This is a genomic window from Seonamhaeicola sp. NFXS20 (genome assembly GCF_049132085.1).
Taxonomy (GTDB): domain Bacteria; phylum Bacteroidota; class Bacteroidia; order Flavobacteriales; family Flavobacteriaceae; genus Seonamhaeicola.
The window spans coordinates 421,403-447,507 of the sequence record NZ_JAFMPU010000001.1 but is presented as its reverse complement, the minus strand read 5'-3'; the positions used below and the strand labels follow the sequence as shown (position 1 = coordinate 447,507).

The window sequence follows — 26,105 nt, the reverse complement described above, 5'->3', positions numbered from 1 at the left end:
ACTCAAATATATGGTTATTCTTCAAATTCTTCTTTTAGAATTCTAATAACATCGTTAATTGTTTCCTCTTCTAGATCGGTTCGTTTAACTAAATCGCGCACATCTTGTTCTAAAACGCTTTTAGCTGTATCTAAACCGGCTTTCTTAAATTCAAGGATAATCCATTCTTCTATTTCATCAGAGAATTCGCTTAATTCTACATCTTCTTCTGCACCTTCTCTAAATACATCAATCTCATAACCAGTTAATTGACCTGCTAAACGAATGTTGTGACCTCCTCTACCAATAGCTTTACTAACCTCTTCTGGTTTTAAAATAACTTCAGCTCGTTTGTTTTCTTCATCAATTTTTATTGAAGTAACTCTTGCTGGACTTAAAGCTCTGGTAATGTATAATTGTAAATTGTTTGTGTAATTAATTACATCAATATTTTCATTTCCTAATTCACGTACTATACCATGAATTCTTGACCCCTTCATACCTACACAGGCTCCTACAGGATCTATTCTATCATCATAAGAATCTACCGCTACTTTTGCTTTTTCTCCTGGTATTCTTACCACATTTTTTATAGTAATTAATCCATCAAAAACTTCTGGTATTTCTTGTTCAAATAATTTTTCTAAAAATACGGGCGAGCTTCTAGACATTAAAATAGTTGGTTTTGCACCTTTAAGCTCTACAGAATCTATAACTCCTCTTACATTATCTCCTTTTCTAAAGAAATCTGATGGTATTTGTTTGTCTTTTGGCAATACAATTTCGTTGCCTTCATCGTCTAGCAAAATTACTGCTCTGTGACGAATATGATGAACTTCTGCCGTATATATTTCTCCTATTAAATCTTTAAATTGCTTGTAGATGATGGTATTGTCATGCTCATGAATTTTAGAAATAAGGTTTTGGCGTAACGCTAAAATGGCTCTTCTTCCTAAGTCTACTAATTTAACTTCTTCTGATACGTCTTCGCCTACTTCAAAATCTGGTTCAATTTTTCTAGCTTCAGTTAATGAAATTTCTTGGTTTTCATCTTCAACTTCACCATCGGCAACCACTACTCTATTTCTCCAAATTTCTAAATCTCCTTTATCTGGGTTTACAATAATATCAAAATTATCATCATCGCCATATTTCTTTTTTAAAGCGCTTCTAAACACATCTTCTAAAATGGCCATTAACGTTACTCTGTCAATTAGCTTATCGTCTTTGAATTCTGAAAAAGATTCAATTAACGCGACATTTTCCATAACTCTTTTTGAATTAAAATTTAATCATAACTTTTGCTTCTACAATATCTTTATAAGCGATATTCGCTTCTTTTACTACAGTTACTTTGCCTTTACCAACTGGTTTAGGTTCTCTAACTTTCCACTGTAAAGTAATACTATCATCTGTTGCTTTTGCAAGTATTCCTTCAAACTTATCAGACTCCGTTTTTACTTTAAGCGCTCTATTTAAATGCCTTTTATATTGGCGTTTATTTACTAAAGGCGATGTGGCTCCAGCAGACATTACATCTAAAGAAAAATCTTGTTCTTCTCTATCTAAGTTATGCTCTATGGCTCTACTAATAAAAATGCAGTCTTCTACTAAAACTCCATTATCACCATCTATCACCACTTTAATTTGGTTATCTCCTTGAATAGAAAAATCTATAAGAAATAAATCTGGTCTGTCTTTTAAAGCAGCCTCTAATAAATTTTCAACCGTAGTTTTAAACATTTTTAGTATAAAAAGAGGGGACTTTCCGTCCCCTCATTATCTTTTTTTGCCTTTCAACGCTGCAAATATATACAATTTTATTGATTTTTAAAGTATTAATTCATAAATTTAGATACACCTTCACCTTCTGTTTATTATGAAAAAAATACTTGTTCCAACAGATTTTTCTAGTCAGTCTGAAAACGCCTTAAAAGTTGCTGCTCAATTAGCAAGAAAATTTAATTGTGAAATTTATTTGCTACACATGCTAGAAATGCCATTACAAAAAGTAGACCCCATAAGCTATTATAGTGATTTACCAGAGGCTGTTTATTTTATGAAATTAGCTCAAAAGAAATTTGAATCTCTTTTAGAAAAAGACTATTTAAAAGATTTAATTGTGCATGAAGCTGTAGATTTTCATGAAATTTTTAAAGGTGTTTATAAAGCTTGTAAAAAGTTTGAAATTGATTTAGTAGTAATGGGATCTCATGGGGCAAGCGGGTTTAAAGAACTTTTAATTGGAAGTAATACCGAAAAAGTTGTTAGAACCTCTGAAGTACCTGTTCTTGTAATTAAAAAAGAGCATAAAGCTTTTAATGTAGAGCATTTTGTATTTGCATCAGACTTTAAAGAAGAATCTAAAGTACCTTTTTTAAAAGCATTAAAATTTGCCGAACTTTTTGAAACCGAAATTCATTTACTAATGGTAGTTACTGCTAATAAATTTGTTACAACTGCCGAAGCAAAAGAACGTATTCAAGGTTTTTTAGATGCTGTAACCCCTAATTATTGCTCTATTCATATTTATAATGACACTACTATTGAAAACGGTGTTATGAATTTTTCGCAATCTATAGAAGCCGACTTAATTGGCATGAGCACCCATGGCAGACAAGGTATTTCTCATTTTTTTAACGGTAGTATTAGTGAAGATTTGATAAATCATGCCAGACGACCTGTGATAACTTTTAAAATTTAAAAAACCCAATCTAAAAAGATTGGGTTTAGTATTGTTTTTTTTTTAGAAAATATTATAGTTTTAGAAAACGTTTAACTCCATGTGTTTTAGTTTTTAAAATATATACACCAGCCGCTAATTGAGAAACATCTATAGCTGTTTTATTGTTAAAGGTTTTTACTTCTTGACCACTTAAGTTATAAACAACTCCAGAAAGCGTTTTGTTAAACTTTAAAGTAGTATCTATAATTGGATTAGGATACATTTTAAAATCATTTTTAGTAACAACTTCGCTAACACTTAACACAGTATCATCTACCTGAATAATTGCTAAAGAACCACTTACTTCACAACCTACTAAAAGTAAATTTTTAGAGTTAGGACTCTGTGAAGCTGGAATAAACTTAATAATTTCTGGAGCAACATCTCCTATTGTACTATTGTGTTTATAATAGGTAATAAACTCTACATCTTTAGGATTAGTAATATCATACATTAAAATAGAACTTTGTCTTTCTAAACCAATAAATGCATAGGTTTTACCATCAATAGTTCCTAGTGCTATTGCTTCTGGTTCACCACCTTTATCATCAGATCTTCCATCAAATTCTTCTTCATCTTGATTAAATAAAGTAGGCTCTTCTACAGCAATAGTTTGCCCAAATTGATCGGCACTATCAAAAACGATATTACCGTATTGGTCGAAAATTGAAAACGAACGCGCACCATATGAGTAAATTTGCTCGTAAGTTCCATCATTATTATAATCACCATCAGCATAGGTTGTTTTTAACCTTCCTAAATTTTCATCTTCTTGAAGTGTTGTAGCATCTGGATAATAACCAGCAGCGGTGTTTAAAGTTAAATCTTTAACCCGATCTTCTTCAGAATACCCATCGTAATCTCTAGAATCTCCTTCATTTGCAGTAACAATATAGTTTAAGCCATTTACATTATATGATGCAATAGCATCTGGCATATAAATACCTAAGGTTGGATGTGATTTAATATCAATTTTTCCGTCTTCATTTGAAGCATCAAAACCATAATCGTTAGCAAAAGAAATAATACCTAACACACTGTTATCTGTAATTCCTGCTCCAGCTAAACCAAAATCGTTATCATTTATTATGGCAATTTCATTGTTTGGTAATAACGCAATACCTTCTGCTTTATCAGAAGATTTATAACCTATTGAAGGTAAGTTTACCACTTTATTTTTGTGCGAAACTATAATGCCTTCTGCTAAAATTTCATCGGCACTCATTTCTTCTAGTTCTTTAGAAACAGAAAGCGCATAATTTAAAACGTTTGTAGCGTAGTTAATATCTATTTCGAAAACGTATTTTTTACCGTATTCGGCATCTGGACCCTCAGAATCTCTTTCAATAACTAAAAATTTACCGTTACCCGTATAAACAGCATCTCCAATTTTATCAACTCTAGAAGACGCATAACCAGCATCTTTGTTTCTCTCTAAAAGATAAACATATTCTGAAACAGGCACGCCAGTATCTGCATTGATTCCTAAAATTCTAATCACATCAGAATTATTTCTAACTGCATTCGAAGGATTTTCGATAGGCGATTGAATAAATGCATAAATAACATGACTTGCCTCGTTATAAGCAATGGCTTCAAAGCCACGATTAGCACGACGTAACGAATACACTTCTGGCAGGGTTTCGGCTCCGTAGGTTCCCTCTGGTTGTGGTGTGTCTCCAAGTAACGATGTTCCTGATGGCACATAACGCTCTACCAAAGTTCCGTTAGCCTGAAACTTATAGATTGCTGGTCTGTACTCATCACACATCCAGAAATAACCATCTTTATCAATTAAAATACCTTCAAAATCTCCACCGTATTCATCGTAAGGTAAAGCGTGGTATTCTTCAGAATCTGCACCAACATAGTCGGCGTTAGCATAAGCCGTTGCTGCATCGGTATAAGTTACAGGAACCTCATCAATTCCAGGAATATTTCCTTTACCCGTAATTGGTGTGGTTCCATCTTTTCTGGTTAATAAAATTTGTTGGTTTAAAGTTATATCGCCAGTTGTTTTATTTAAAGTGAATTTGGCAATTCTACCTTGATAATTTGGTAATTTAAACGGACGTAAATTTTGAGATGCAGCCGGTGTTACCGAAGCTCCACTTGTTGTAGCATCGTTAGGCCCTCTATCTGGTATGGCGTAAAATACATAATCTGTTGCTGTAGAATTTGCTTCATCATAAAAAAGCCCTGAAAAACCACCAAGCATAACGGTTGGTTGTCCGCCATCATAAACTGGTGTTCCTAATGCTGGCCAGTTTTCTTCTAATTCATTTACAATATAACTAGTTACTGTTGGTGTTCCTAATAAATGATTTTTATATCCTAACGGAAGAATATCTAAAATGGTATTTGTTGTTAAATCTACCACCGCAAGTGCGTTGTTTTCTTGACAACTAACATAAGCTTTTGTGCCATCTTCTAAAACCGTGATATATTCTGGTTCTAAATCTTGAGATACTGTAGCCGCACCATTGTTACCAAAAATACGAATGCCTTTGTTTTTTAATGATTCTTTTTTATCATCATAGTCATTAAAATTAATTGCAGTTGCAGAGGCCGACATAACTCCGGCACTTAAATCAATTACTGTAATTGAACCTTCTGGATCTGTTAAATAATCATCTGACGGCTCTCCTTCATTAGCCACAATAACTTTAGTACCATCTGGTGTAAAGGTTAGCATATCTGGTAAAGCACCGGCTGTAATTTGGTTTTGATATACACCGTTTAAATCGAAAAACACAACTTTTCCGTTGTTTTGCTTTACAGCATCTTCTACAGCTACAGCTACAACACTTCCATGAATAGCGATTGAGTTTGGCCCTGCTCCGTATGATGATAAATCAACCGTTTTAACTAAAACAGGTGAATTAGGCGAACTAATATCTACAATAGTAACAGAGTTGGTAGATGAGTTGGTAAAAAATGCTTGCTGATTTACTGCATCATAGGCTACCGTTTCTGCAGAACCTTCAGTATTTGTAAAATAACTTGCTAAATGCTGAAGCGGATCTTGACTGAAACATGTTGTGGTTACAGCTAGTATTAAACTAGCCAAAAAAGTAATTTTTTTCATTTGATTTTAAGTTGGATTAATTAATTGATAAATTAAATGATATCAAATACTTAAACTATTAACCCAACTTTATTATAATGTAAAAACAAGCAAGCTAACCTTATTAAATTGTAACTTAAATGTTACGTTATTAAAGTTAATATTAAGGCGCAAATTTTAAACCAATTAAAAATTCAATAATTTTATTCATAGGTAAAGCATAGGATATCCATAGGGTATCCATAGGGTATCTATAGGGTATCTATAGGAGTGAGAAGTGAATAGTGAGTGGTGAGAAGTGAATGGTGAGTGTGACTCGTCCTAAAATAGCTATACAGGTTAATAAATAAATCCTGATATAATTATACAACTCTTTTTCTTAATCCTAAAATGCCTGTACAGGCATTTTAGGATTATTATTTGTTTGATAGTTTTAAAAAAAGCTATACCTTGTAGCTCGTGTACTACAAAATTTAAAACAATAACAACGCACAAAAACCAAGCTTATTTCCGCATAGCCAACCTAATTGGTGGTTTATTGTGCGGAAAGTTCTTTATATAAACTAGTTGGTAACCATTTGAAATGACAAAGAAACTTAATATAATTAAACCAGATTACCTTTCATTAGTAACCCAACAGGTTGCAATTGGTTTTGAGGAAACTGGCACAATATTTTCTACTGGCAGTTCTTTTTTCTATGAGTATAATGAGAGGACTTTTTTAATTACAAATTGGCATAACGTAACAGGACGAAACCCAATTACAAAAGAACCTTTGTCAAAATCTCACGCTGGAATTCCTGACATTTTTATTACGTATTTAAGATTAAAAGAAAAAAGTGGACACGCAGAATTAAACACAATTAAGCTGTATAATGATAATGAAATGACAAAACCTAAATGGTTAATTCATCCAGAACATAAAGAAAAAGTAGATGTTGTAGCAGTTGAGATTGACAAAGAAGATAAATATGTCTATTCTTCAATTAATAAAGCTGATTTTGATGACGATATCCCACCAGAAGTTGGCGATGAATGTTTTGTAATTGGATATCCATTTGAAGATTTCAGATATTTAGGCTTGCCTATATGGAAAAAAGCAAGTATTGCAACCGAGCCATCTGTAAATGAAGACCAATTACCGAAACTGTTAATCGATACAGCTACAAGACCAGGTTTGTCAGGTTCACCAGTTATTTACCAGAGAATTGGAATTCACAAAGCTGGACCAAATGGTCAACTTAACAACGACTCTCTGATTGGAAGAATTAGAGGCTTTCTAGGTATTTATTCAGGACGTATTGGAAAAGGTGAATTACAAGCTCAACTTGGTATTGTTTGGAAAGAAAAAGTGATTTTAGAAATTATAAAAGGAAATTTAAAAAGTGATATTGAATTTCAAAAAAAATAAAAAACGGTTACCAACAAGGTATATAATTCATTGCTAGTTCAAGCCTACTTACGAATATTCCTGCGGAATATTCTATTCGGTTTTTATTTGCTAAATTAGTGACTTATACACGCAACGTATCATATACAAAACCGTTGGGCATAAACTAGAAAAACTGAAATGGGAAGGGATATCTCACCAATAGGAAATCATAAACTGAATACTGAAAGTGTAAAAGAACTTGCAGAAGATATTATATCTCGCATTGATATAAATATTGAATATGGATATTTCGGACTAAAAGAACATTTTAAATTATTAGGAAAAGAAAAAGAAGATGAACTTGTTATCATAGGTAAAATTGTAAAGCACAAAGATTTTAAAACGTTTAGGCTTATTGACGATAGTTTCCAACTAAAAGAACTCCATAGTAAGTTTGGAAATGAATTGTTCTATAATCCAGACTACTGGATTTATTACGAAGGAAAATTACCCAATGAAGAAACAATATTAGAAGAACAAAAGGAATTAATCCATCCAAACTTCTCACTGAGATCAGATAATGAAAATGGTTGTGACTATTTAACTATAAACAAAGAACATTACTCTAACCATATTCCTTACTATTCAAGGTGGTGGTCGTTTTGTCGTTTTTTTACAGAAAAAAATTATAAAGACAAAAAATACCTTGAAAACTTAAACAATTTTAGAAAATCATTAATGTTTTATACATATAGATTCGGAGGAGATAAAATGTATTATCTAGATGACCAAAGTAATTTTCTTGAAGGAGTTGGACAAGGTTCTGAATGGGAAATGAATTGGAATCATTTCGAAAAGTTTGTTCTAGAAAAGACATCTCATTTAATGTTAGATATTCCAAAATTTATAACAGATAAAAAATATAGGGCTGAATTTCATAAGCTTGCTGAATATCCATTAAGTTTTGTAGATGATTTTAATGATATTAACCAATAAAAGCCTATGAGCAACACCGGTAACCGTTGCACAAGCCCATAATTTATCTTAAAATTATAATTAGAAACTGTCTTTAGAGGCGGTTTCTGTTTTTATAGACTTGTCTTTTTTCCCTGCATATATAAGATAAGAAATTTGACTTTTTTACACAATTGCATTATAGCTTTTTTCTTATCTTGTGCAACAGGCACACCGTGTATAATTAATTGCTTGGTTTTAGCCAATTTACGAAAGTCCTCGCGGATTTTCTATCTAAGGTTATTTAATACAAACTAAAGAAACACGTTGTACGCAATGTCGGAAACAGAACCCTGAATTGAGAACTATGAAAAATATTTTACTGATATTTCTGTTAACAATTTTTAGTTGTTCTGAAAACTCTGAAATAAAACCTTACGTTGATTATTTAAAAAAAATAGAAAAGAAATCTGCAAAAGATTACATCTTACAGCAGTTTAAAAAACATGACATTGTAATTTTGTGTGAAAGAAATCACAGCGAATTTTCTCAATACGAATTAATAAAAGATGTTTTGACTGATGAATATTTTAAAAAAAACGTAAAAAATATCTTTATTGAAAATGGAATTATAAATCTTCAACCAGAAATTACAGAGTTTTTAAAATCAAAAGATTTAGATAGTATTTCCATAGAGAGAAAAATAACTAAATTTCAACAGAATGCAAGCTTTTGGTTCATTTGGGAAAGATATAATTTCAATTATCTTTTAAAAACTATCTACGATGTTAATAACACATCCGAAAATCAAATTTCACTTTACCCTTCCGATTCAGAATTTGACTGGAATAAAGTACATAATGTTGAGGATTACGAAAGAGAGCAAGATTTTGAAATTGAACCAAGAGATAGCATAATTGCTTACAACATTATCAATCAATTTGAAAGTATAGAACCTAAAGCAAAAAAGAAAGCACTAGTTATATTAAACTACCGACACGCATTTAAAATTCACACAATTAGAAGTAATGGAGAACTGCAACAAAACTCTGGTAAATTCCTTTCAGATTATTTCGGTAATCGAGTAGTAAGTATTCTAATAAACTGTCCCATTTTTTCAAGAAAAGAGCAAAAATGGGAATATGAACTCATCCAAAATGGAAAATGGGATGCATCATTCAAAAAGCAGAAAATAGATGATATTGGATTTGATTTTAATAATTCTATTTTCGGAAATGATGACTTTGATATGTGGAATGGAATGGAAGAAGTTAAATATAATGATGTGTTTGATGGTTTTGTTTTTTATAAACCAATAGAGAAGCACAAATTAATAGACAATTTCAATGGTATGATTTCAAAAGATTTTGAGGAAGAAATGTTTAGAAGATTAAAAATACAATCTGAATATTTTGAGAATAACACATTTTTAGAAAAACTCGAAGATGAAGATTTTAAAGAAAATTTTGTGAAAGAACTGAATACCAAGAAAATAAAAAAGTATCCGACATTTGAGAAATTATTAGAGAGTAGAGATAAACATTTAAATGATTAAAACACTGCGTACAACAACGGTAACCGTTACACAAGCCCATAATGTATCCTAAAATTATAATTAGAAACCTTTTTTAAAGGCGGTTCCACTTCTTACCAAAATATAAACCCATAAAAAAAGTCCTTACATTTTACTGCAAGGACTTATAAATTACTTGTTGGCCTACTAGGGCTCGAACCTAGACTCTTCTGGACCAAAACCAGACGTGTTGCCAGTTACACCATAGGCCATTGTGTAATTGAGGGTGCAAATTTAATACAAAGTTTTTTCTGCACAAACATTTTTTGAAAAAAATAATTCTAAATCCTTAACGTTTACTTAAAAAATCTTGACATAACGTATTTATTACTAAATTCGCCACAGCAAATAAACAATCAATTTTATGTCTAATAATAACTTTAAAAAATGGAATACGCTGTTAGGGTGGTTCTCTTTTTTAGTTGCACTTATAACGTATAGCTTAACCGTTGAGCCCACAGTTAGTTTTTGGGATGCAGGAGAATATATATTAACCTCTTCTAAATTACAAGTTGGGCATCCACCTGGAGCACCATTATTCCAAATGCTTGGTGCATTTTTCTCAATGTTTACTTTTGGCAACAATGAGCTTATTGGTTGGATGATGAACATGATGAGTGCTGTAGCCAGTGCATTCACTATTCTTTTTATGTTCTGGACGATCACCCTATTACTTAAAAAAATTGTTGGTAGTAGTAAAGATAATCAACCAAAAGCACTAGCCATTCTTGGTAGTGGTTTAGTTGGTAGTTTAGCATTTACCTTTACAGATTCATTTTGGTTTAACGCTGTTGAAACAGAGGTTTATGCCATGGCAACGTTAATTATGTCTATTCTATTTTGGTTAGGATTACGTTGGGAGCAAGACATGGATAAACCACGTGGCAACCGTTGGCTTATTTTAATTGCCTTTATTATTGGACTCTCTTTTGGTGTGCACTTTATGGGACTTTTAACTATACCTGCTATTGGGCTTATTTACTACTTTAAAAACTATAAAACCATTACTGTTAAAAACTTTATCATTGCTAATATTGTTTCGGTAGCTGTTTTATTATTTGTATTTAAACTATTAGCTCCTAACATTCTTAAAATATTTAGTGCATCAGAAATATTTTTTGTGAATTCTATTGGATTACCTTTTAACTCGGGCTCTATTATTGCCGGAATTATGCTAGTGGCCATTATCTTTTATGCACTTAAATATACCCGAAAGAAAAACTACACGCATTTAAACACCGGTATCTTGTGTTTAACATTCATTATTATAGGGTTTTCCACTTGGCTAATGCTACCCATTAGAGCTAATGCCAATGTAGTTATTAATGAAAATAACCCTTCTAGTGCTAGAGAACTTTTAGCGTATTATAATTTAGAACAATACCCAGAAACACATTTATTTTATGGGCCTCAGTTTACAGATCAATATGCTGCTTTAGATGAAAACAATCCATATAAAGATGACAAGCCTAAATATGAAAAAGATGAAGACAAAGGCAAATATATTATTGTAAACGATTATAAAAACGCAAGACAAAACTACAACTCTAAACACGCTTCTATTTTACCACGTATGTGGAGTGGTGAACATGCCGAAAATTACATGATGTTTAGTGGTTTTTTAGATTTTAAGCTAAAACCAGAATATCAAATGCAAAATGAGTTGCGTTCTTTGGTTAATAACTTTAAAAAAGATGTCTACGAAGGAAATGTAGATTATGAAGACTACCACAGATTTTTAAACCAATATGGTCCTTCTTATTTTGATATAGAAAAACCTTCTTTAGGTGCCAATCTTGCTTATATGTTTGAATACCAATTGGGCTACATGTATTGGCGTTATTTTATGTGGAATTTTGCAGGTAGACAAGATGATATTCAAGGAAGATATGACAATCATGGTAATTGGATTAGCGGTATTAAACCTCTTGATGAAGCCCATTTAGGATATTCACAAGACAACTTACCCAGCGATGTTAAAAACAACAAAGCTAGAAACACCTATTATTTGTTACCACTTATCTTAGGACTAATTGGTTTCTTCTTTTTATTTAATAAAGACAAGAAACTGTTTTGGGTTATGTTAGTATTTTTCCTATTTACAGGACTTGCCATTCAAGTATACACAAACGTACGCCCTTTTGAACCTAGAGAGCGTGACTATTCGGTAGTAGGTTCTTTCTACGTTTTTGCACTATGGATTGGTTTTGGGGTTTATGCCATTTATGACGCACTAAAAAAATATGTCCCCAAAAAGCTAGCGGCACCAGTTATTACTATTGTTTGCTTAATATTAGTTCCAGGCATTTTAGCAGCCAATAATTGGGATGACCATGACCGCTCTGGAAAATACACAGCGCAAGCTATGGCTAGAAAATACTTAGACTCTTGTGCAGAAAATGCCATACTTTTTACCATTGGCGATAATGACACCTTTGCGCTTTGGTATGCTCAAGAAATTGAAGGTTATAGGACCGATGTACGTATTGTAAACACCAGTTTATTTCAAACTGATTGGTACATAGACCAAATGAAACGTAAAGCTTATGAAAGTGACCCTATACCATCACAATTAACCCATGATGATTATAAATATGGTACTAATGATTATGTAAGAATAGCACCTATTGCAAAAGACACAATTGAAATTAAAGAAGCTTTAAACTTTATTACAAGCGATAACCCTAAAACTAGGTTTAAATTCTATTTACAACAATTTACAGATGCCGATGTTAATGCATATCCTTCAAGAGAACTTAATGCAAGATATTTACCAACAGAGTATTTAAGGCTTCCTGTAAACAAAGAGAATGCATTAAAATATGGTATTGTAAAAGAAGAAGATGCCGATAAAATTGTACCATACATTGATATACATGTAAAAGAAGGAGCGCTATTTAAAAATCGTTTATTAATGTTAGATATTGTTGCTAATAATGAATGGAAACGCCCTATTTATTTTACAGGCGGTAGCTTTGGCGATGATGATTACTTATGGATGAAAGACTACCTACAACTTGACGGCATGTGCTACAAACTAGTGCCCATTAAAACACCTGTTAATAAAGCAAATCCTTTTGATATGGGTAGAGTTGATACCGATATTATGTATGAACAAGTTAAAAATTGGTATTGGGGTAATAGTGGTGCAGACATATACCACGATCCTGAAACTAGAAAAAACTCAATTACTTACAGAGGTAATTTAGCCAGATTAATTGAACAATTAATAAACGAAAACAAATTAGACAAGGCAGAGGAAATAGCAGATATTGCCATGACCAATATGCCCGTTGATTACTATGGGTACTATACTCTTTTAGAACCTTACATTAGCGCTTATTACGAAGTTGGAAACAAAGAAAAAGCCCAACAACTGTACAAAGATGTAGCACAGAAATATCAAGAAAATTTAAAATACTACAGCAGTTTAAAACCAGAAAGCCAAAAACAACTGTTTGAAGATATTTTTACAGATATTGAGCGCTACAAAGCACTAATTGATGTTTTAATTAAATATGATGTTGAATTTGCTGAAACCGAAGGCGATATTTTCAATGATTATTTAAGAATGTTTAAATTATTTTATGGTGATGATGAACCTGAAGAACAACCTATAGATAAAGACATACCCACCACACCCGATAGTATTACAGAAAGCAATTAATAAGGCATGTCCTTAACCCCAATAAAAACACCAGTTATAGCAAAAAGGATGTTCCCAAATTACATTTGGGACATCCCTTCATCAAATAAAACAATATACTTAACTTTTGATGATGGCCCAACCCCAGAAATAACCAATTGGGTATTAAAAACATTAAGTGAATATAACGCTAAAGCCACTTTTTTCTGTATAGGAAAAAACATAGAAAACCACCCTAGCATTTTTAAAAACATAATAAACCAAGGGCATAGTGTTGGGAACCACACTCAAAACCATATTAAAGGTTGGAACACAAAAACTGAGGCGTATATAAAAAACATTGAAGATTGTAAAAAACAACTTTCTAAATTCCAAGCTAAAAACACTAAACCTACAGCAATACAGCTTTTTAGACCTCCTTACGGAAAAATTAAACTAAAACAAGGAAAACAACTAACAGCGTTAGGTTATAAAGTTGTTATGTGGGATGTTTTATCTTTTGATTGGGATAAAAACGTTAGTGAAGAAATTTGCTTTAACAACGTAATTTCTAAAGCAAAATCTGGAAGTATTGTTGTATTTCACGACAGTGTAAAAGCATCAAAAAATATGATGTATGCGCTCCCAAAAGTTTTAGATTTTTTTAGCAAACTAAATTATACGTTTAAGGCTATATCTTAAACATATTCCTGAATAATATTTATTAAAGTGGTAGCATCTAAATCGCCACTTTGTCGCCATTTCATTTCGCCATCTTTATAAATAATTAATGTAGGAAGTGTTTTTACTCTTAAAGCTTCGGCTAATTCTTCATTTTTATCAACATCAATTTTAATCACTTTAGCTTTATCTCCAAGTGCAGCAGCTACATCTCTTAAAACAAGATGCATATCAGCAGATTGATCATTCCAACTGGTATAAAATTCTAATAAAACTGGAATTTCTACATCTATAAGTTCCCCAAATTTCGACATACTATTTAGTATTAATTGGCATCATGCTGTATTACAAACCTACATATTTTTTTCTTATTTAGTTAATTACTTAAAAATCAACTACAAAATAGTGGTTATCTTCATGACTAATTTATTAAAAAAACACGGAAACAACACAATTTTAAACTGCTTATGCTGTTTTTGTACCTTTTTTAAGTTCTATTACTGTTATTTCTGGCCAAATACCAACACGTCCTGGAAAAGCTAAATAACCAAATCCACGGTTAACATTAATAAACTGCCCAAGCTCTTCATAAATACCGGCCCAATATTTATAACGCCATTTTACTGGACTCCATTTAAACCAACCAGGTATTTCAATACCAAACTGCATACCGTGGGTATGGCCACTTAATGTTAAGTGGTAATGATAGTCATCATAAATAACTTCTTTTTCCCAATGTGATGGGTCATGACTCATTAATATTTTAAAATCATCTTTATCAACGGCTGCAGAAGCTTGTTTTAAATCGCCTGCTTTTTTAAATCCACCAGCACCCCAATTTTCAACACCAACCAAAGCTATACGTTCTCCATTCTTCTCAATAAATCTATGTTCATTTAACAATAAATCGAACCCAACTTCTTTTTGAATTGCTTTTAAATCTTCTAAATTTTTACGCTTTGCTTCTTTTGATTCCCATTTTACGTAATCGCCATAATCATGATTTCCTAACACTGAATACAGGCCATCTTTAGCATTAAGTTTATTAAATACTTCTACATAAGGTTTCATTTCTTCAGCTTTATTATTTACCATATCTCCTGTAAATAATATTAAATCGCTTTGTTGTTCATTTATTAAATCAACTCCATATTTCACCTTATCCATATTGTCAAAACTTCCAGAATGAACATCACTTATTTGGGTAATTTTGTAACCATCAAAAGCCGTAGGTAAATCTTCAAAATGCAGCGTGTATTTTAACACCTTGAAATTGTATTTTCCTTTATATATTCCATAAAGAATAGATGCAAACGGAACTGCTGCCAACCCTAAAGCAATTTTAGAAATAAAAGCACGTCTAGAAGGCATATAATTTCCTTTAGCAGCTTCTCCTTCGGTAAAATATCTGTAAATAGCATGTGGTACTCTAAAAATATCTTCAGCAAACATGCTCATTAAAAGAATAATTTTAGGCACCATTAAAGCCACTACAAAACCAAACGCATAAGCATGAGGTGTTCCAAAATCGCTTCTGTTTAAATTAAATAACCTCAACACAAAATTACCTAGCACTAGTATTGATAACGCCCAATACAAAACATGTAACCATTGATTTTTAGAAATTGTTCTAAATGCTTGGTATGCGTAAACATCAATAATTCCAAAAAGTAGTATAAAAATTATCCAGCGAAGCATGTTTATTTTTTATTCAAAGATAGTAGTAATACAAATTATAACTTAAAAACCTAACTTTATTTAACTAATAGTTAAGATTTATATTTAGACGAAAAAAATGTAACTATGTTACAGTTCTGTTTCCGCTTAACTTTTTGTAGATTTGATTTCTTATCAAATTTTAAAAAATGTCTGAACAAAAACGTCTTTTCTTAGTAGATGCTTACGCTTTAATTTTTCGTGGTTATTATGCTTTTATTAAAAACCCAAGAATAAACTCTAAAGGCGTAGACACCTCAGCTATTATGGGTTTCATGAATTCGTTGCTAGATGTTATAAAACGTGAACGTCCAGACCATTTAGCGGTTTGTTTTGATAAAGGAGGGAGCGCCGATAGAGTTGAAATGTTTGAAGCCTATAAAGCCAATAGAGATGAAACGCCCGAAGCCATTAAAATAGCTATTCCCTATATTCAGGATATTTTAAAGGCCATGCATATTCCTATTATGGTTAAGGAAGGTTATGAAGCCGATGATGTTATTGGAACCCTTTCTAAACAGGCCGAAAAAGAAGGCTACAAAACCTTTATGGTAACGCCCGATAAAGACTTTGCGCAATTAGTTTCAGAAAACATATTTATGTATCGCCCCGTATTTGGCGGTGGTTACGAAACTTGGGGCATTCCTGAAGTTCAGAAAAAATTTGAAGTTGAAGACCCATTACAGGTTATTGACTTTTTAGGTATGATGGGAGACTCTAGTGATAACATTCCCGGACTTCCTGGTGTTGGTGAAAAAACCGCAAAAAAATTCATCAATCAGTTTGGTTCTATGGAAGGTTTGTTGGCCAATACCGACCAGCTAAAAGGCAAAATGAAGGAGAAAGTTGAAGCCAATGGCGAGTTAGGTTTGCTTTCAAAAAAACTAGCAACCATTATGCTAGATGTACCTGTAACTTTTGATGCGAAGGATTTTGAACTAGACCATCCCGATGTAGAAAAAGTAAAATCTATTTTTCAAGAATTAGAGTTTAGGCGACTTACCGAAAATTTCATAAAAACTTTTGCTGATGGTGAAGCGTCTCAAAATTCAGAAGCTGAAACTACCTCAACAGACTCAAAAACACCTGCTAAACCAAAACCCTCGGCAGGCGCAGGTCAATTTTCATTATTCGGAAATGACGATGCAGACACTACCGAAACTACCCAAACACATACAAGACATACGGCCGAAACCACTTCTCATTTTTATCAATACATTAACACTCCACTAGCTAAAAAGTTATTTCTTGAAAAGCTTTTACAGCAAAAAAGTGTTTGTTTTGACACTGAAACTACGGGTATAAACCCTATTACCGCAGAATTAGTTGGTATTGCTTTTTCATGGGAAGTTGGTAAAGGATTCTATTTACCATTTCCAGAGAACAAAACAGAAGCACAAGAATTAATTGAAGAACTACGTCCGTTTTTTGAAAATGAATCTATAGAAAAAATTGGACAGAATTTAAAATACGACATAAAAGTTCTTGCAAAATACAAGGTAGATGTAAAAGGAAAATTATTTGATACCATGTTGGCGCATTACCTCATCAATCCAGATATGCGCCACAATATGGATGTACTAGCCGAAACCTATTTAAACTACACCCCCATTTCTATTGTATCGCTTATTGGCAAAAAGGGAAAGAACCAATTATCTATGCGCGAAGTTCCTTTGGAAAAACAAACCGAATACGCCGTTGAAGATGCCGATATTACCTTGCAACTAAAAGAACATTTTCAAAATGAATTAGGTGAAGCCAATACACAAAAACTGTTTGATGAGATTGAAATTCCTTTACTACGGGTTTTAGCCCATATGGAATTAGAAGGTATAAATCTTGATAAAGACTTTTTAAATTCACTTTCTGAAGCCTTAGATAGCGACATAAAATCTTTAGAACAAAAAATTTACGACGCTGCAGGAGAAGAATTTAATATTGCTTCGCCAAAACAAATGGGGGTCATTCTTTTTGAAAAATTAAAACTGGTAGATAAGCCTAAAAAAACTAAAACAGGACAATATTCAACCTCTGAAGATGTATTGAGTTATTTAGCAAAAGACCACGACATCATTAAGAATATTTTAGAATTTAGAGGGCTTTCAAAATTAAAAAGCACCTATATTGATGCGTTACCAAATCAGGTAGAAGAAAGCACAGGTAGAGTACATACTGATTATATGCAAACTGTAGCTGCCACCGGGCGTTTAAGTAGTAATAACCCCAACCTTCAAAATATTCCTATTAGAACCGAAAGAGGAAGACAAGTTAGAAAAGCCTTTATTCCGCGAAGCGAAGAGTACACACTTTTAGCTGCCGATTATTCTCAAATAGAATTGCGCGTAATTGCTGCTTTAAGTAAAGAAGAAAATATGATTGAAGCCTTTAAGAATGGTGAAGATATTCATGCCTCTACCGCTTCAAAAGTATTTAATGTGCCGTTAAACGAAGTAACTCGAGAGCAACGTAGTAATGCCAAAACCGTAAACTTTGGAATAATTTATGGAGTTTCTGCCTTTGGGTTAAGCAATCAAACCAATTTGACCCGAAGTGAATCTAAAGAACTTATAGACACCTACTACGAAACCTACCCAAAGCTTAGAAGTTTTGTAAGCAACCAAATAGCTTTTGCAAGAGATAATGGTTATGTGCAAACCGTTTTAGGAAGGCGCCGTTATTTAAAAGATATTAATTCTAGAAATGCCGTAGTACGTGGAGCTGCAGAACGTAATGCCGTAAACGCACCTATACAAGGTAGTGCTGCAGACATCATTAAAATAGCTATGATTAATATTCATAAAAAATTAAATGAAGGTAATTTTAAAACCAAAATGCTCTTACAAGTACATGATGAATTGGTATTTGATGTTTACAAACCTGAGCTAGAAGGCATTAAAACCTTAGTAAAAACCGAAATGGAAAATGCCTATAAACTAGAAGTGCCTTTAGATGTTGATATAGACACTGGCAACAATTGGCTAGAGGCGCATTAACAAATAATTTATCTACGCTTCTTTTTAGACTTAAATTTAGCCTTCTGCTTACGCTGATTAAAAGGCACCGCATCATCAAAAGTATGTTTTGGTTTTCCGGGTTTATTTTTGCGCCATTTTTCGTCTTTTTTAGGAAGTAATACATCTAGTAAATCTTGGCGCCCAAGTTTATTCAAAGTGTTTTTTATCCATGCTTTGTTTTCATCTTTGTACCAAAAGAAAAACCTATGCTGCTCATCTTTTTCTTTTTGTGTTTTTGGCGTTTTTACCTTTTTAAGTGTATACGGATGATAGCCGCTATAATAAATTACCGTTGCCACCGTCATAGGTGTTGGTGTAAACCCTTGCACCTGCTCTAACTGAAAACCCATATCTTTAGTTTCGGCCGCTAAATTTGCCATATCTTCGGCTTCACAAGCAGGGTGATTAGATATGAAATACGGAATTAACTGTAGCTTTAATTTATGCTTTACATTTATTTTATCAAACCGCTCTTTAAACTTATGAAAGTAGCTAAACGATGGCTTTCGCATTAACTTTAACACAGGGTCGCTGGTGTGTTCTGGTGCAACTTTAAGTCTTCCCGAAACGTGTTTGGTCATTACTTCTTCGGTATAATCATCTAGCTCTTTTGGGTCTGCATTTTTATTGAATTCTGGCACTAACATATCGTGACGAATACCAGAACCAATAAAAGACTTTTTTACTTTAGGATGACTATCAACCGCTTGATATAATTCGGTTAACGGTTTATGTGAGGTATCTAAATTGCTACATATTACTGGTGAAATACAACTTGGAGCTACGCATTTATCGCAAATAGATTGTATTTTCCCTTTCATTTTATACATATTAGCGCTAGGTCCACCAATATCAGATAAATAACCTTTAAAATCGGGCATATTTGCCACCTGATCAACTTCTTTCAACACCGATTCCTGACTACGTGATGCAATAAATTTTCCTTGATGTGCAGAAATAGTGCAAAAACTACAACCACCAAAACAACCACGATGCACGTTAATTGAAAACTTTATCATTTCAAATGCAGGTATAGGACCTCGTTTATTATATTTCGGGTGTGGTAATCTGGTGTAAGGCAAATCAAAAGATGCATCAATTTCCTCTTCAGTCATGGTTGGATAAGGCGGATTAATCATCAACGTTTTATTTCCTACTTTCTGAAAAATGCGTCGTGCATAAAGTTTATTAGACTCTTGCTCAATAATTTTAAAGTTAGATGCGTAAGCTTTTTTGTCTTTTAAACATGTTTCATGTGAAGCAATTTCAACATCCTCCCAATTACTATTCTTTGGTATTTTAGCATTTTCATCAACTAAAATGGCTGTTTGTTTCACCGTATTTATGCTACTAAATGGCACACCTTTTTGCAATAACCTAACCACTTCTCGCAAGGGCTGCTCACCCATACCATACACCAACATATCAGCCTTGGAACTTTCTAAAATAGTAGGCATGAGTTTATCACTCCAATAATCATAATGTGTAACACGCCTTAAAGACGCTTCAATACCTCCAATTAAAACAGGCACATCTGGCCATTTTTCTTTTAATATATTTGAATATACCGTTGTAGCATAATCTGGTCTAAACCCAATATCGCCATTTGGTGTATAAGCATCTTTTTTTCTTCGCCTTTTATTTGCATTGTAATTGCTAATCATAGGGTCCATACAACCACCAGTAACTCCAAAAAACAATTTAGGAGCACCAAGTTTCACAAAATCCTGAAGATTATCATTTACATTAGGTTGAGGCACAATAGCCACTCGTAACCCTAAGCTTTCTAATAAGCGTCCAATTACGGCTGGTCCAAAAGTAGGATGATCTACATACGCATCTCCGCTAAACAGGATAACGTCAAGTTCATCCCATCCGCGAATTTTCACCTCTTTGTTTGTGGTAGGCAACCAATTTGAAAGTTTTAACTCTTGCATAGCAGTACAAAAATAGGCAAATTAAAATGCTTATTAATTAAGTTAAAGTTGATGATTTTGATAATCCCCCTTTTATCCCTTTAAAATCAAGCAAAAGAGAAAGAGTAAATAAGTTCAAAAATAAGCCCCTACACTATTTGGTAATCAAATATTTAATCGTAAATTTGCAAACTCTTTTTGAGAGAGGAATGTTTAATAAATAAAAAAAATTAGTTTGGACACATTAAGCTACAAAACTATTTCAGCCAACAAAGCTACTGCAAACAAACAGTGGGTTTTAGTTGATGCTGAAGGTCAGACGCTTGGTCGTTTAGCTTCTAAAGTTGCAAAATTTTTAAGAGGTAAACACAAGCCAAACTTCACGCCACATGTTGATTGCGGAGATAACGTAATTGTTATTAATGCAGAAAAAATCAACTTATCTGGAAACAAATGGACAGATAAATCATATATCCGTCACACAGGTTACCCAGGTGGTCAAAGAAGTTTAACTGCTACTGAATTGTTTGGAAAAAATCCTGCAAGAATAGTAGAAAAATCAGTAAAAGGAATGTTGCCTAAAAACAAATTAGGAGCAACTTTATTCCGTAACCTTACAGTTGTTGTAGGTTCAGAGCATGCACATGAAGCTCAAAAACCTAAAGCAATTAACTTAAACGAATTCAAATAATGGATGTAATTCACAAAATTGGCCGTAGAAAGACGGCTGTTGCTCGTGTTTATGTTGCCCCAGGAAAAGGAAACATAACGGTAAACAAAAAAGACTTAGCAGATTACTTTACTACTGCAACATTACAGTATAAAGTAAATCAACCTTTAGCTTTGACTAACAATGATGGCAACTTTGATATTACAGTAAATGTATATGGAGGTGGCATTACAGGTCAAGCCGAAGCTGTACGTTTAGCAATATCTCGTGCTTTATGTGAAGTGGATGCTGAGAACAGAGCAATTTTAAAACCAGAAGGTTTATTAACTAGAGACCCAAGAATGGTAGAGCGTAAAAAATTCGGTCAGAAGAAAGCGCGTAAGAAATTCCAGTTCTCTAAACGTTAATACCACCTTGAACTTGTTTCAGAATTTATGTATTATAAATCTGAAACGGGTTCAATTTTAATTAAAAAGTTTCTGAAAAAGTTTCAGAATAAAACAAAACCAGTTATTGTTGTCCTAGTCTTAACAGACAGGAATTAGTTTAGCATCTAAATGATTAAGGCGATTTAAAAATGACCACTTAATCATTGCTAATTCAACAGAACGTAAACTATTACAAAATGGCAGTAGAAGTAAAAGAATTACTTGAAGCAGGTGTACATTTCGGGCACCTTACACGTAAATGGGATCCAAATATGGCTCCTTACGTTTATATGGAGCGTAACGGCATCCATATTATTAACCTTTACAAAACAGCAGCTAAAATTGATGAAGCTGGAGCAGCATTAGCAAAAATTGCAGCCTCTGGTAGAAAAATTTTATTCGTAGCTACAAAAAAACAAGCTAAGGATATTGTTGCTGAAAAAGCAGGCTCTATTAACATGCCTTACATTACTGAAAGATGGCCAGGAGGTATGTTAACTAACTTTGTTACTATTAGAAAAGCTGTTAAAAAAATGGCTTCAATTGATAGAATGAAGAAAGACGGAACTTTTAACACACTTTCTAAAAAAGAACGTTTACAAGTAGACCGTTTAAGAGCTAAATTAGAGAAAAACTTAGGTTCTATTAGTGATATGACACGTTTACCAGGAGCATTATTTGTTGTTGATATTAAACGTGAACACATTGCTATTAAAGAAGCTCAAAAATTAAACATTCCAATATTTGCAATGGTAGATACCAACTCAGACCCACGTCAAGTTGATTATGTAATTCCTGCAAATGATGATGCTTCTAAATCAATTGATAAAATATTATCATACGTAACAAATGCAATTGCAGGTGGTTTAGCAGAACGTAAAGCAGAAAAAGAAGCTGCTGCTGCAGAAAAAGCGGCTCCTAAAGCAGAAGCTGCCCCAGCTAAAGAAGTAGTTGCTGAAGAAGAAGAATAAATAACATTAACACAACACAAATAAGTCGTTTAATTCTTTTCTTTGCAGAAAATTGATTAAGCGACTTTTTTAAATAATAATAACTATGAGTACTACAGTAAAAATTACAGCGGCTGAAGTAAATAAATTAAGACAAGCTACTGGTGCAGGAATGATGGACTGCAAAAAAGCTTTAGTTGAAGCCGAAGGAGATTTTGATAAAGCTATTGAAGTTTTACGTAAAAAAGGACAAAAAGTTGCTGCAAAAAGAGCAGATCGTGAATCTAGTGAAGGTGCAGCTGTTGCAAAAGTAAATGCAGATAACACAGCTGGTGTTGCTATTGTATTAGGTTGTGAAACCGATTTTGTTGGTAAAAACGAAAACTTTTTAGCCCTAGCAAACCAATTAGGAGAAATTGCTTTAAACTGTGCTACTAAAGAAGAATTTTTAGCTGCTGATTTTGGAGGTATTTCTGTTGCCGAAAAATTAGTTGAACAAACTGGTGTAATTGGTGAGAAATTAGATATTAAAGCTTTTGAAAAAATAGAAGCAGCTTATGTTGGTTCTTACGTTCATATTAACAAAATTGCTGCTATTGTTGGTTTTTCTAGTGTTGTAGATAACATTGAAACTTTAGCTAAAGATGTTGCAATGCAAATTGCATCAATGGGAGCTACAACATTATCATACAAAGATTTTGACCCTGCATATGTTGCATCTGAAACTGAAGCAAGAATTGCAGTTATTGAAAAAGACAACGAAGAATTAGAGCGTTTAGGAAAAACACTTAAAAATGTTCCAAAATACATTTCTATGTCTCAATTAACTCCTGAAGTTTTAGCTCAAGCTGAAGAAGATGCCAAAGCAGAATTAAAAGCTGAAGGTAAACCAGAACAAATTTGGGATAGAATTTTACCTGGTAAAATGCAGCGTTTTATTTCTGACAATACAACTTTAGACCAAGAACAATGTTTATTAAACCAAAACTTTATTAAAGATGAAAAAGTTACGGTTGAAAAATATGTTTCTTCATATGGTGAAGTTGAAATTACAGGTTTTAAACGTGTTACTTTAGGATAGTAATTTATCTTTTTATATAAAAAAAGCGGAATCAAATTTGATTCCGCTTTTTTTTAAATCTATATCTTTTATATTATTCAAAATATAACTCAAGCTCACCAGAGTTTATAAACTTACTTTCTTTAGAATACACATAGAATTTATATTTACCAACCTCATAAAAATCATAAGAAAAAAAAGTGTAATCATAACTTTTATTAACGTTATAAACTAAATCTTTAACTTTAGTATATTTTTTAGAAAAATTTGAATATTTATATAGGTAAACCCTTAATTGTTCAGTATTCAATTTATTAGGATAATTATCTACATACACCCATATTCTTCCACCCTTATTTTTATCCATAGAAAACCTTGTATACTGTTTTGATTTTCCTGGTATTTTATTGTCATTTTGTTTTACTGATACATTAGAAAAATAAACTTGTGATTTTGTGTAAAGACCTGTTTTATTACTAGTATAGCTAGAAAATAATGATGGTTTTTTCTTTGGTTTTCTGGCTTCAATAATGGCATTTATTTCCTTAGCTGTTTTAATTGATTGCTTTTCACCTGTCATGGTGTTAATAGAGGCTAAACGTTCTGGCATAGTCAAACCATTATCCATTATTTGTTTGTGTGCTTTACTATCAATAGCAGATATGTAATACATACCATTTATACCACTCACTAAACCAATTCCTGTAATATTCCCTTTTGCGGTTGCAATGCCAATAACTTTATTTTTTTCACTAAAAACAGGGCCACCACTATTACCTCCATGTATTTCAGCATCGGTTTTTAAATAGCCATAATCTGAATTAAAATTAAAATCTAGTCCGCTCATTATACCTATACTTAAAGTACTCATATCTTTAAGTGTTAAATTTGAAGAACCTCTTACCTGTTGCGGATAGCCAAAAACACACAGTTGTTCTCCTTGAGCAACATCATCAGAGTTACCAATAGGTATGGTCGTAAATGATTCTCTTACTGGATTACCTTCAAAATCACTAACAATTTTTAACAATGCCCCATCATAATTACCAGAACCAATAGCTACTACTTCAGCTTTATAAAGTTTATAGTCTTCTTCATTATGGCTATTAAATACTTGAATTACAGGAATAGGATGCCCTGTATTATAAACTTTTACAAGATTTTTGTCTTTAACTATATCTTCAGAATATACAGAAATGGTTGGTTTTATCTTTTTATTTTGATCATAAAAATTATAATCTATATAACCCTTAACACAATATTCTACTACGTGTTTGTTTGTAAATAAGTACCCATCATCTGTGACAAAAAAACCAGAACCTCTACTTAAATATCCCGAACCTTCTTTTTTCTTTTCTAATTCTGGATCAAAAATTAAAACCTTAACAACTCCTTTTTGGTATTTATTAGCTATTAATTTGGTATCTAATTTTTGCTTTTCACAAGACCCAAAAACAAGCATCAATACAAACAATAAAAATGATTTACATAATCTACTCATAATTAATTATTTAATTGTAAAAATAATAATTCTACGTAATGCACAAATTAAAATTACTTAAAATAATTTTTCAATATCTAAGTGTTAAATCTATTTGTATATTTGCTAAACCTCAAAAAAGATTATGAAATATAAAAGAATACTTCTAAAACTATCAGGTGAAGCTTTAATGGGAAATCGCCAGTATGGTATAGACCCTGAGCGTTTAGCCGAATATGCGCAAGACATAAAAACCATTACCGATAAAGGTGTAGAAGTTGCCATTGTAATAGGTGGCGGTAACATTTTTAGAGGTGTTGCCGGTGCCAGTAAAGGTATGGATAGAGTACAAGGAGACCACATGGGAATGCTAGCAACTGTAATTAACGGATTAGCTTTACAAGGTGCTTTAGAAGATGCCGGAATACCTACCAGACTACAAACTGCCATAAAAATAAATGAAGTAGCAGAACCTTTTATTAGAAGAAGAGCCATGAGACACCTAGAAAAAGGGCGCGTAGTTATTTTTGGTGGTGGTACAGGAAACCCATATTTCACAACAGATTCGGCTGCTGTTTTAAGAGCTATTGAAATTGAAGCAGATGTAATATTAAAAGGTACACGTGTAGACGGCATTTATAACGCAGACCCAGAAAAAGATGATACTGCCATTAAATTTAACAACATCTCTTTTGATGAAGTTTTAAGCAAAGGCCTGAAGGTTATGGATACAACAGCCTTTACGCTTAGTCAGGAAAATGAATTACCTATTATTGTTTTTGACATGAATAAGAAAGGAAATTTACTCAAAGTGGTGTCTGGAGAAAAAATTGGCACCGTAGTTAACGTATAAAATTGGCGTAATTTTTGAATAGTTACTGTCAAACAAAAATTA

The 26,105-nt window shown here is 32.6% G+C and carries 19 protein-coding genes and 1 tRNA gene; 12 read left to right on the top strand and 8 right to left on the bottom strand.

The genetic code is table 11. The features are described 5' to 3' along the window. Positions 1–14: 14 nt before the first annotated feature. Complete coding sequence (nusA, locus tag J1D01_RS02025) at positions 15–1,247, bottom strand: transcription termination factor NusA (protein ID WP_372938172.1); 1,233 nt, start codon at positions 1,245–1,247, stop codon at positions 15–17. 13 nt (positions 1,248–1,260) lie between these two features. Then, the gene (gene rimP, locus J1D01_RS02020; RefSeq protein WP_372938171.1) at positions 1,261–1,722 is read right to left on the bottom strand and encodes a ribosome assembly cofactor RimP; all 462 of its coding nucleotides are present in this window, start codon (positions 1,720–1,722) and stop codon (positions 1,261–1,263) included. Positions 1,723–1,858: 136 nt separating this feature from the next. Between rimP and J1D01_RS02015 the strand changes: the two genes are divergently transcribed. Further along, on the top strand, positions 1,859–2,683 hold the full coding sequence (locus J1D01_RS02015; protein WP_372938170.1) for a universal stress protein: 825 nt from the start codon (positions 1,859–1,861) through the stop codon (positions 2,681–2,683). A gap of 52 nt (positions 2,684–2,735) precedes the next feature. Here J1D01_RS02015 and J1D01_RS02010 read toward each other — a convergent pair whose 3' ends face one another. Further along, positions 2,736–5,792 carry a choice-of-anchor I domain-containing protein gene (locus J1D01_RS02010; protein WP_421149648.1) on the bottom strand — a complete coding sequence of 1,019 codons (3,057 nt, stop codon included), beginning with the start codon at positions 5,790–5,792 and terminating at the stop codon, positions 2,736–2,738. 562 nt (positions 5,793–6,354) lie between these two features. Here J1D01_RS02010 and J1D01_RS02005 point away from each other — a divergent pair. From J1D01_RS02005 to J1D01_RS01995, 3 genes are all read left to right on the top strand, one after another. Then, the gene (locus J1D01_RS02005) at positions 6,355–7,182 is read left to right on the top strand and encodes a trypsin-like peptidase domain-containing protein (RefSeq protein WP_421149647.1); all 828 of its coding nucleotides are present in this window, start codon (positions 6,355–6,357) and stop codon (positions 7,180–7,182) included. A gap of 159 nt (positions 7,183–7,341) precedes the next feature. Beyond that, positions 7,342–8,139 (top strand): hypothetical protein, encoded by a 798-nt coding sequence (locus J1D01_RS02000; RefSeq protein ID WP_421149646.1) that lies wholly within the window; start codon positions 7,342–7,344, stop codon positions 8,137–8,139. A 325-nt stretch (positions 8,140–8,464) separates the two neighbouring features. Continuing rightward, entirely contained in the window at positions 8,465–9,652 is a 1,188-nt protein-coding gene (locus J1D01_RS01995; protein WP_076699240.1) for a hypothetical protein, read from the top strand. Between the two features lie 157 nt (positions 9,653–9,809). On the opposite strand, the gene J1D01_RS01990 is transcribed toward J1D01_RS01995, so the two are convergent. Then, a tRNA-Gln gene (locus J1D01_RS01990) sits at positions 9,810–9,882 on the bottom strand. 152 nt (positions 9,883–10,034) lie between these two features. On the opposite strand from J1D01_RS01990, the gene J1D01_RS01985 reads away from it, so the two are divergent. Further along, entirely contained in the window at positions 10,035–13,337 is a 3,303-nt protein-coding gene (locus tag J1D01_RS01985; protein WP_372937919.1) for a protein O-mannosyl-transferase family, read from the top strand. 6 nt (positions 13,338–13,343) lie between these two features. After that, entirely contained in the window at positions 13,344–13,997 is a 654-nt protein-coding gene (locus tag J1D01_RS01980; RefSeq protein ID WP_421149645.1) for a polysaccharide deacetylase family protein, read from the top strand. On the opposite strand, the gene J1D01_RS01975 is transcribed toward J1D01_RS01980, so the two are convergent. Together J1D01_RS01975 and J1D01_RS01970 are read right to left on the bottom strand one after the other, a co-directional pair. Continuing rightward, positions 13,994–14,290 carry a thioredoxin family protein gene (locus tag J1D01_RS01975; protein ID WP_076699235.1) on the bottom strand — a complete coding sequence of 99 codons (297 nt, stop codon included), beginning with the start codon at positions 14,288–14,290 and terminating at the stop codon, positions 13,994–13,996. The two genes, J1D01_RS01980 and J1D01_RS01975, sit on opposite strands and share 4 nt — an antisense overlap. Before the next feature lie 151 nt (positions 14,291–14,441). Further along, positions 14,442–15,674, bottom strand: coding sequence for a metallophosphoesterase (locus tag J1D01_RS01970; protein ID WP_372937917.1), 1,233 nt, complete (start codon positions 15,672–15,674; stop codon positions 14,442–14,444). A gap of 167 nt (positions 15,675–15,841) precedes the next feature. On the opposite strand from J1D01_RS01970, the gene polA reads away from it, so the two are divergent. Beyond that, on the top strand, positions 15,842–18,685 hold the full coding sequence (gene polA / locus J1D01_RS01965) for a DNA polymerase I (protein WP_421149644.1): 2,844 nt from the start codon (positions 15,842–15,844) through the stop codon (positions 18,683–18,685). Positions 18,686–18,693: 8 nt separating this feature from the next. On the opposite strand, the gene J1D01_RS01960 is transcribed toward polA, so the two are convergent. Continuing rightward, positions 18,694–20,643: a YgiQ family radical SAM protein gene (locus J1D01_RS01960; protein WP_372938175.1), complete on the bottom strand. Its 1,950-nt coding sequence runs from the start codon at positions 20,641–20,643 to the stop codon at positions 18,694–18,696. A gap of 214 nt (positions 20,644–20,857) precedes the next feature. On the opposite strand from J1D01_RS01960, the gene rplM reads away from it, so the two are divergent. The 4 genes from rplM to tsf all read left to right on the top strand — a co-directional run bounded on the left by rplM (position 20,858) and on the right by tsf (position 23,751). Beyond that, on the top strand, positions 20,858–21,313 hold the full coding sequence (rplM, locus tag J1D01_RS01955) for a 50S ribosomal protein L13 (RefSeq protein ID WP_421149643.1): 456 nt from the start codon (positions 20,858–20,860) through the stop codon (positions 21,311–21,313). Continuing rightward, a complete protein-coding gene (gene rpsI / locus J1D01_RS01950; protein WP_076699223.1) occupies positions 21,313–21,699 on the top strand; it encodes a 30S ribosomal protein S9 in 387 nt (128 codons plus the stop codon). The genes rplM and rpsI overlap by 1 nt, the downstream gene beginning before the upstream one ends. Before the next feature lie 218 nt (positions 21,700–21,917). After that, entirely contained in the window at positions 21,918–22,691 is a 774-nt protein-coding gene (rpsB, locus tag J1D01_RS01945) for a 30S ribosomal protein S2 (protein ID WP_421149642.1), read from the top strand. A gap of 85 nt (positions 22,692–22,776) precedes the next feature. After that, entirely contained in the window at positions 22,777–23,751 is a 975-nt protein-coding gene (gene tsf, locus J1D01_RS01940) for a translation elongation factor Ts (protein ID WP_372938733.1), read from the top strand. A 73-nt stretch (positions 23,752–23,824) separates the two neighbouring features. Here the strand turns inward: tsf and J1D01_RS01935 are convergent, their stop codons facing one another. Then, a complete protein-coding gene (locus tag J1D01_RS01935) occupies positions 23,825–25,231 on the bottom strand; it encodes a S1 family peptidase (protein WP_421149641.1) in 1,407 nt (468 codons plus the stop codon). Between the two features lie 124 nt (positions 25,232–25,355). Here J1D01_RS01935 and pyrH point away from each other — a divergent pair, with 124 nt between their 5' ends. Beyond that, a complete protein-coding gene (gene pyrH, locus J1D01_RS01930; protein WP_421149640.1) occupies positions 25,356–26,063 on the top strand; it encodes a UMP kinase in 708 nt (235 codons plus the stop codon). Positions 26,064–26,105: the final 42 nt, after the last annotated feature.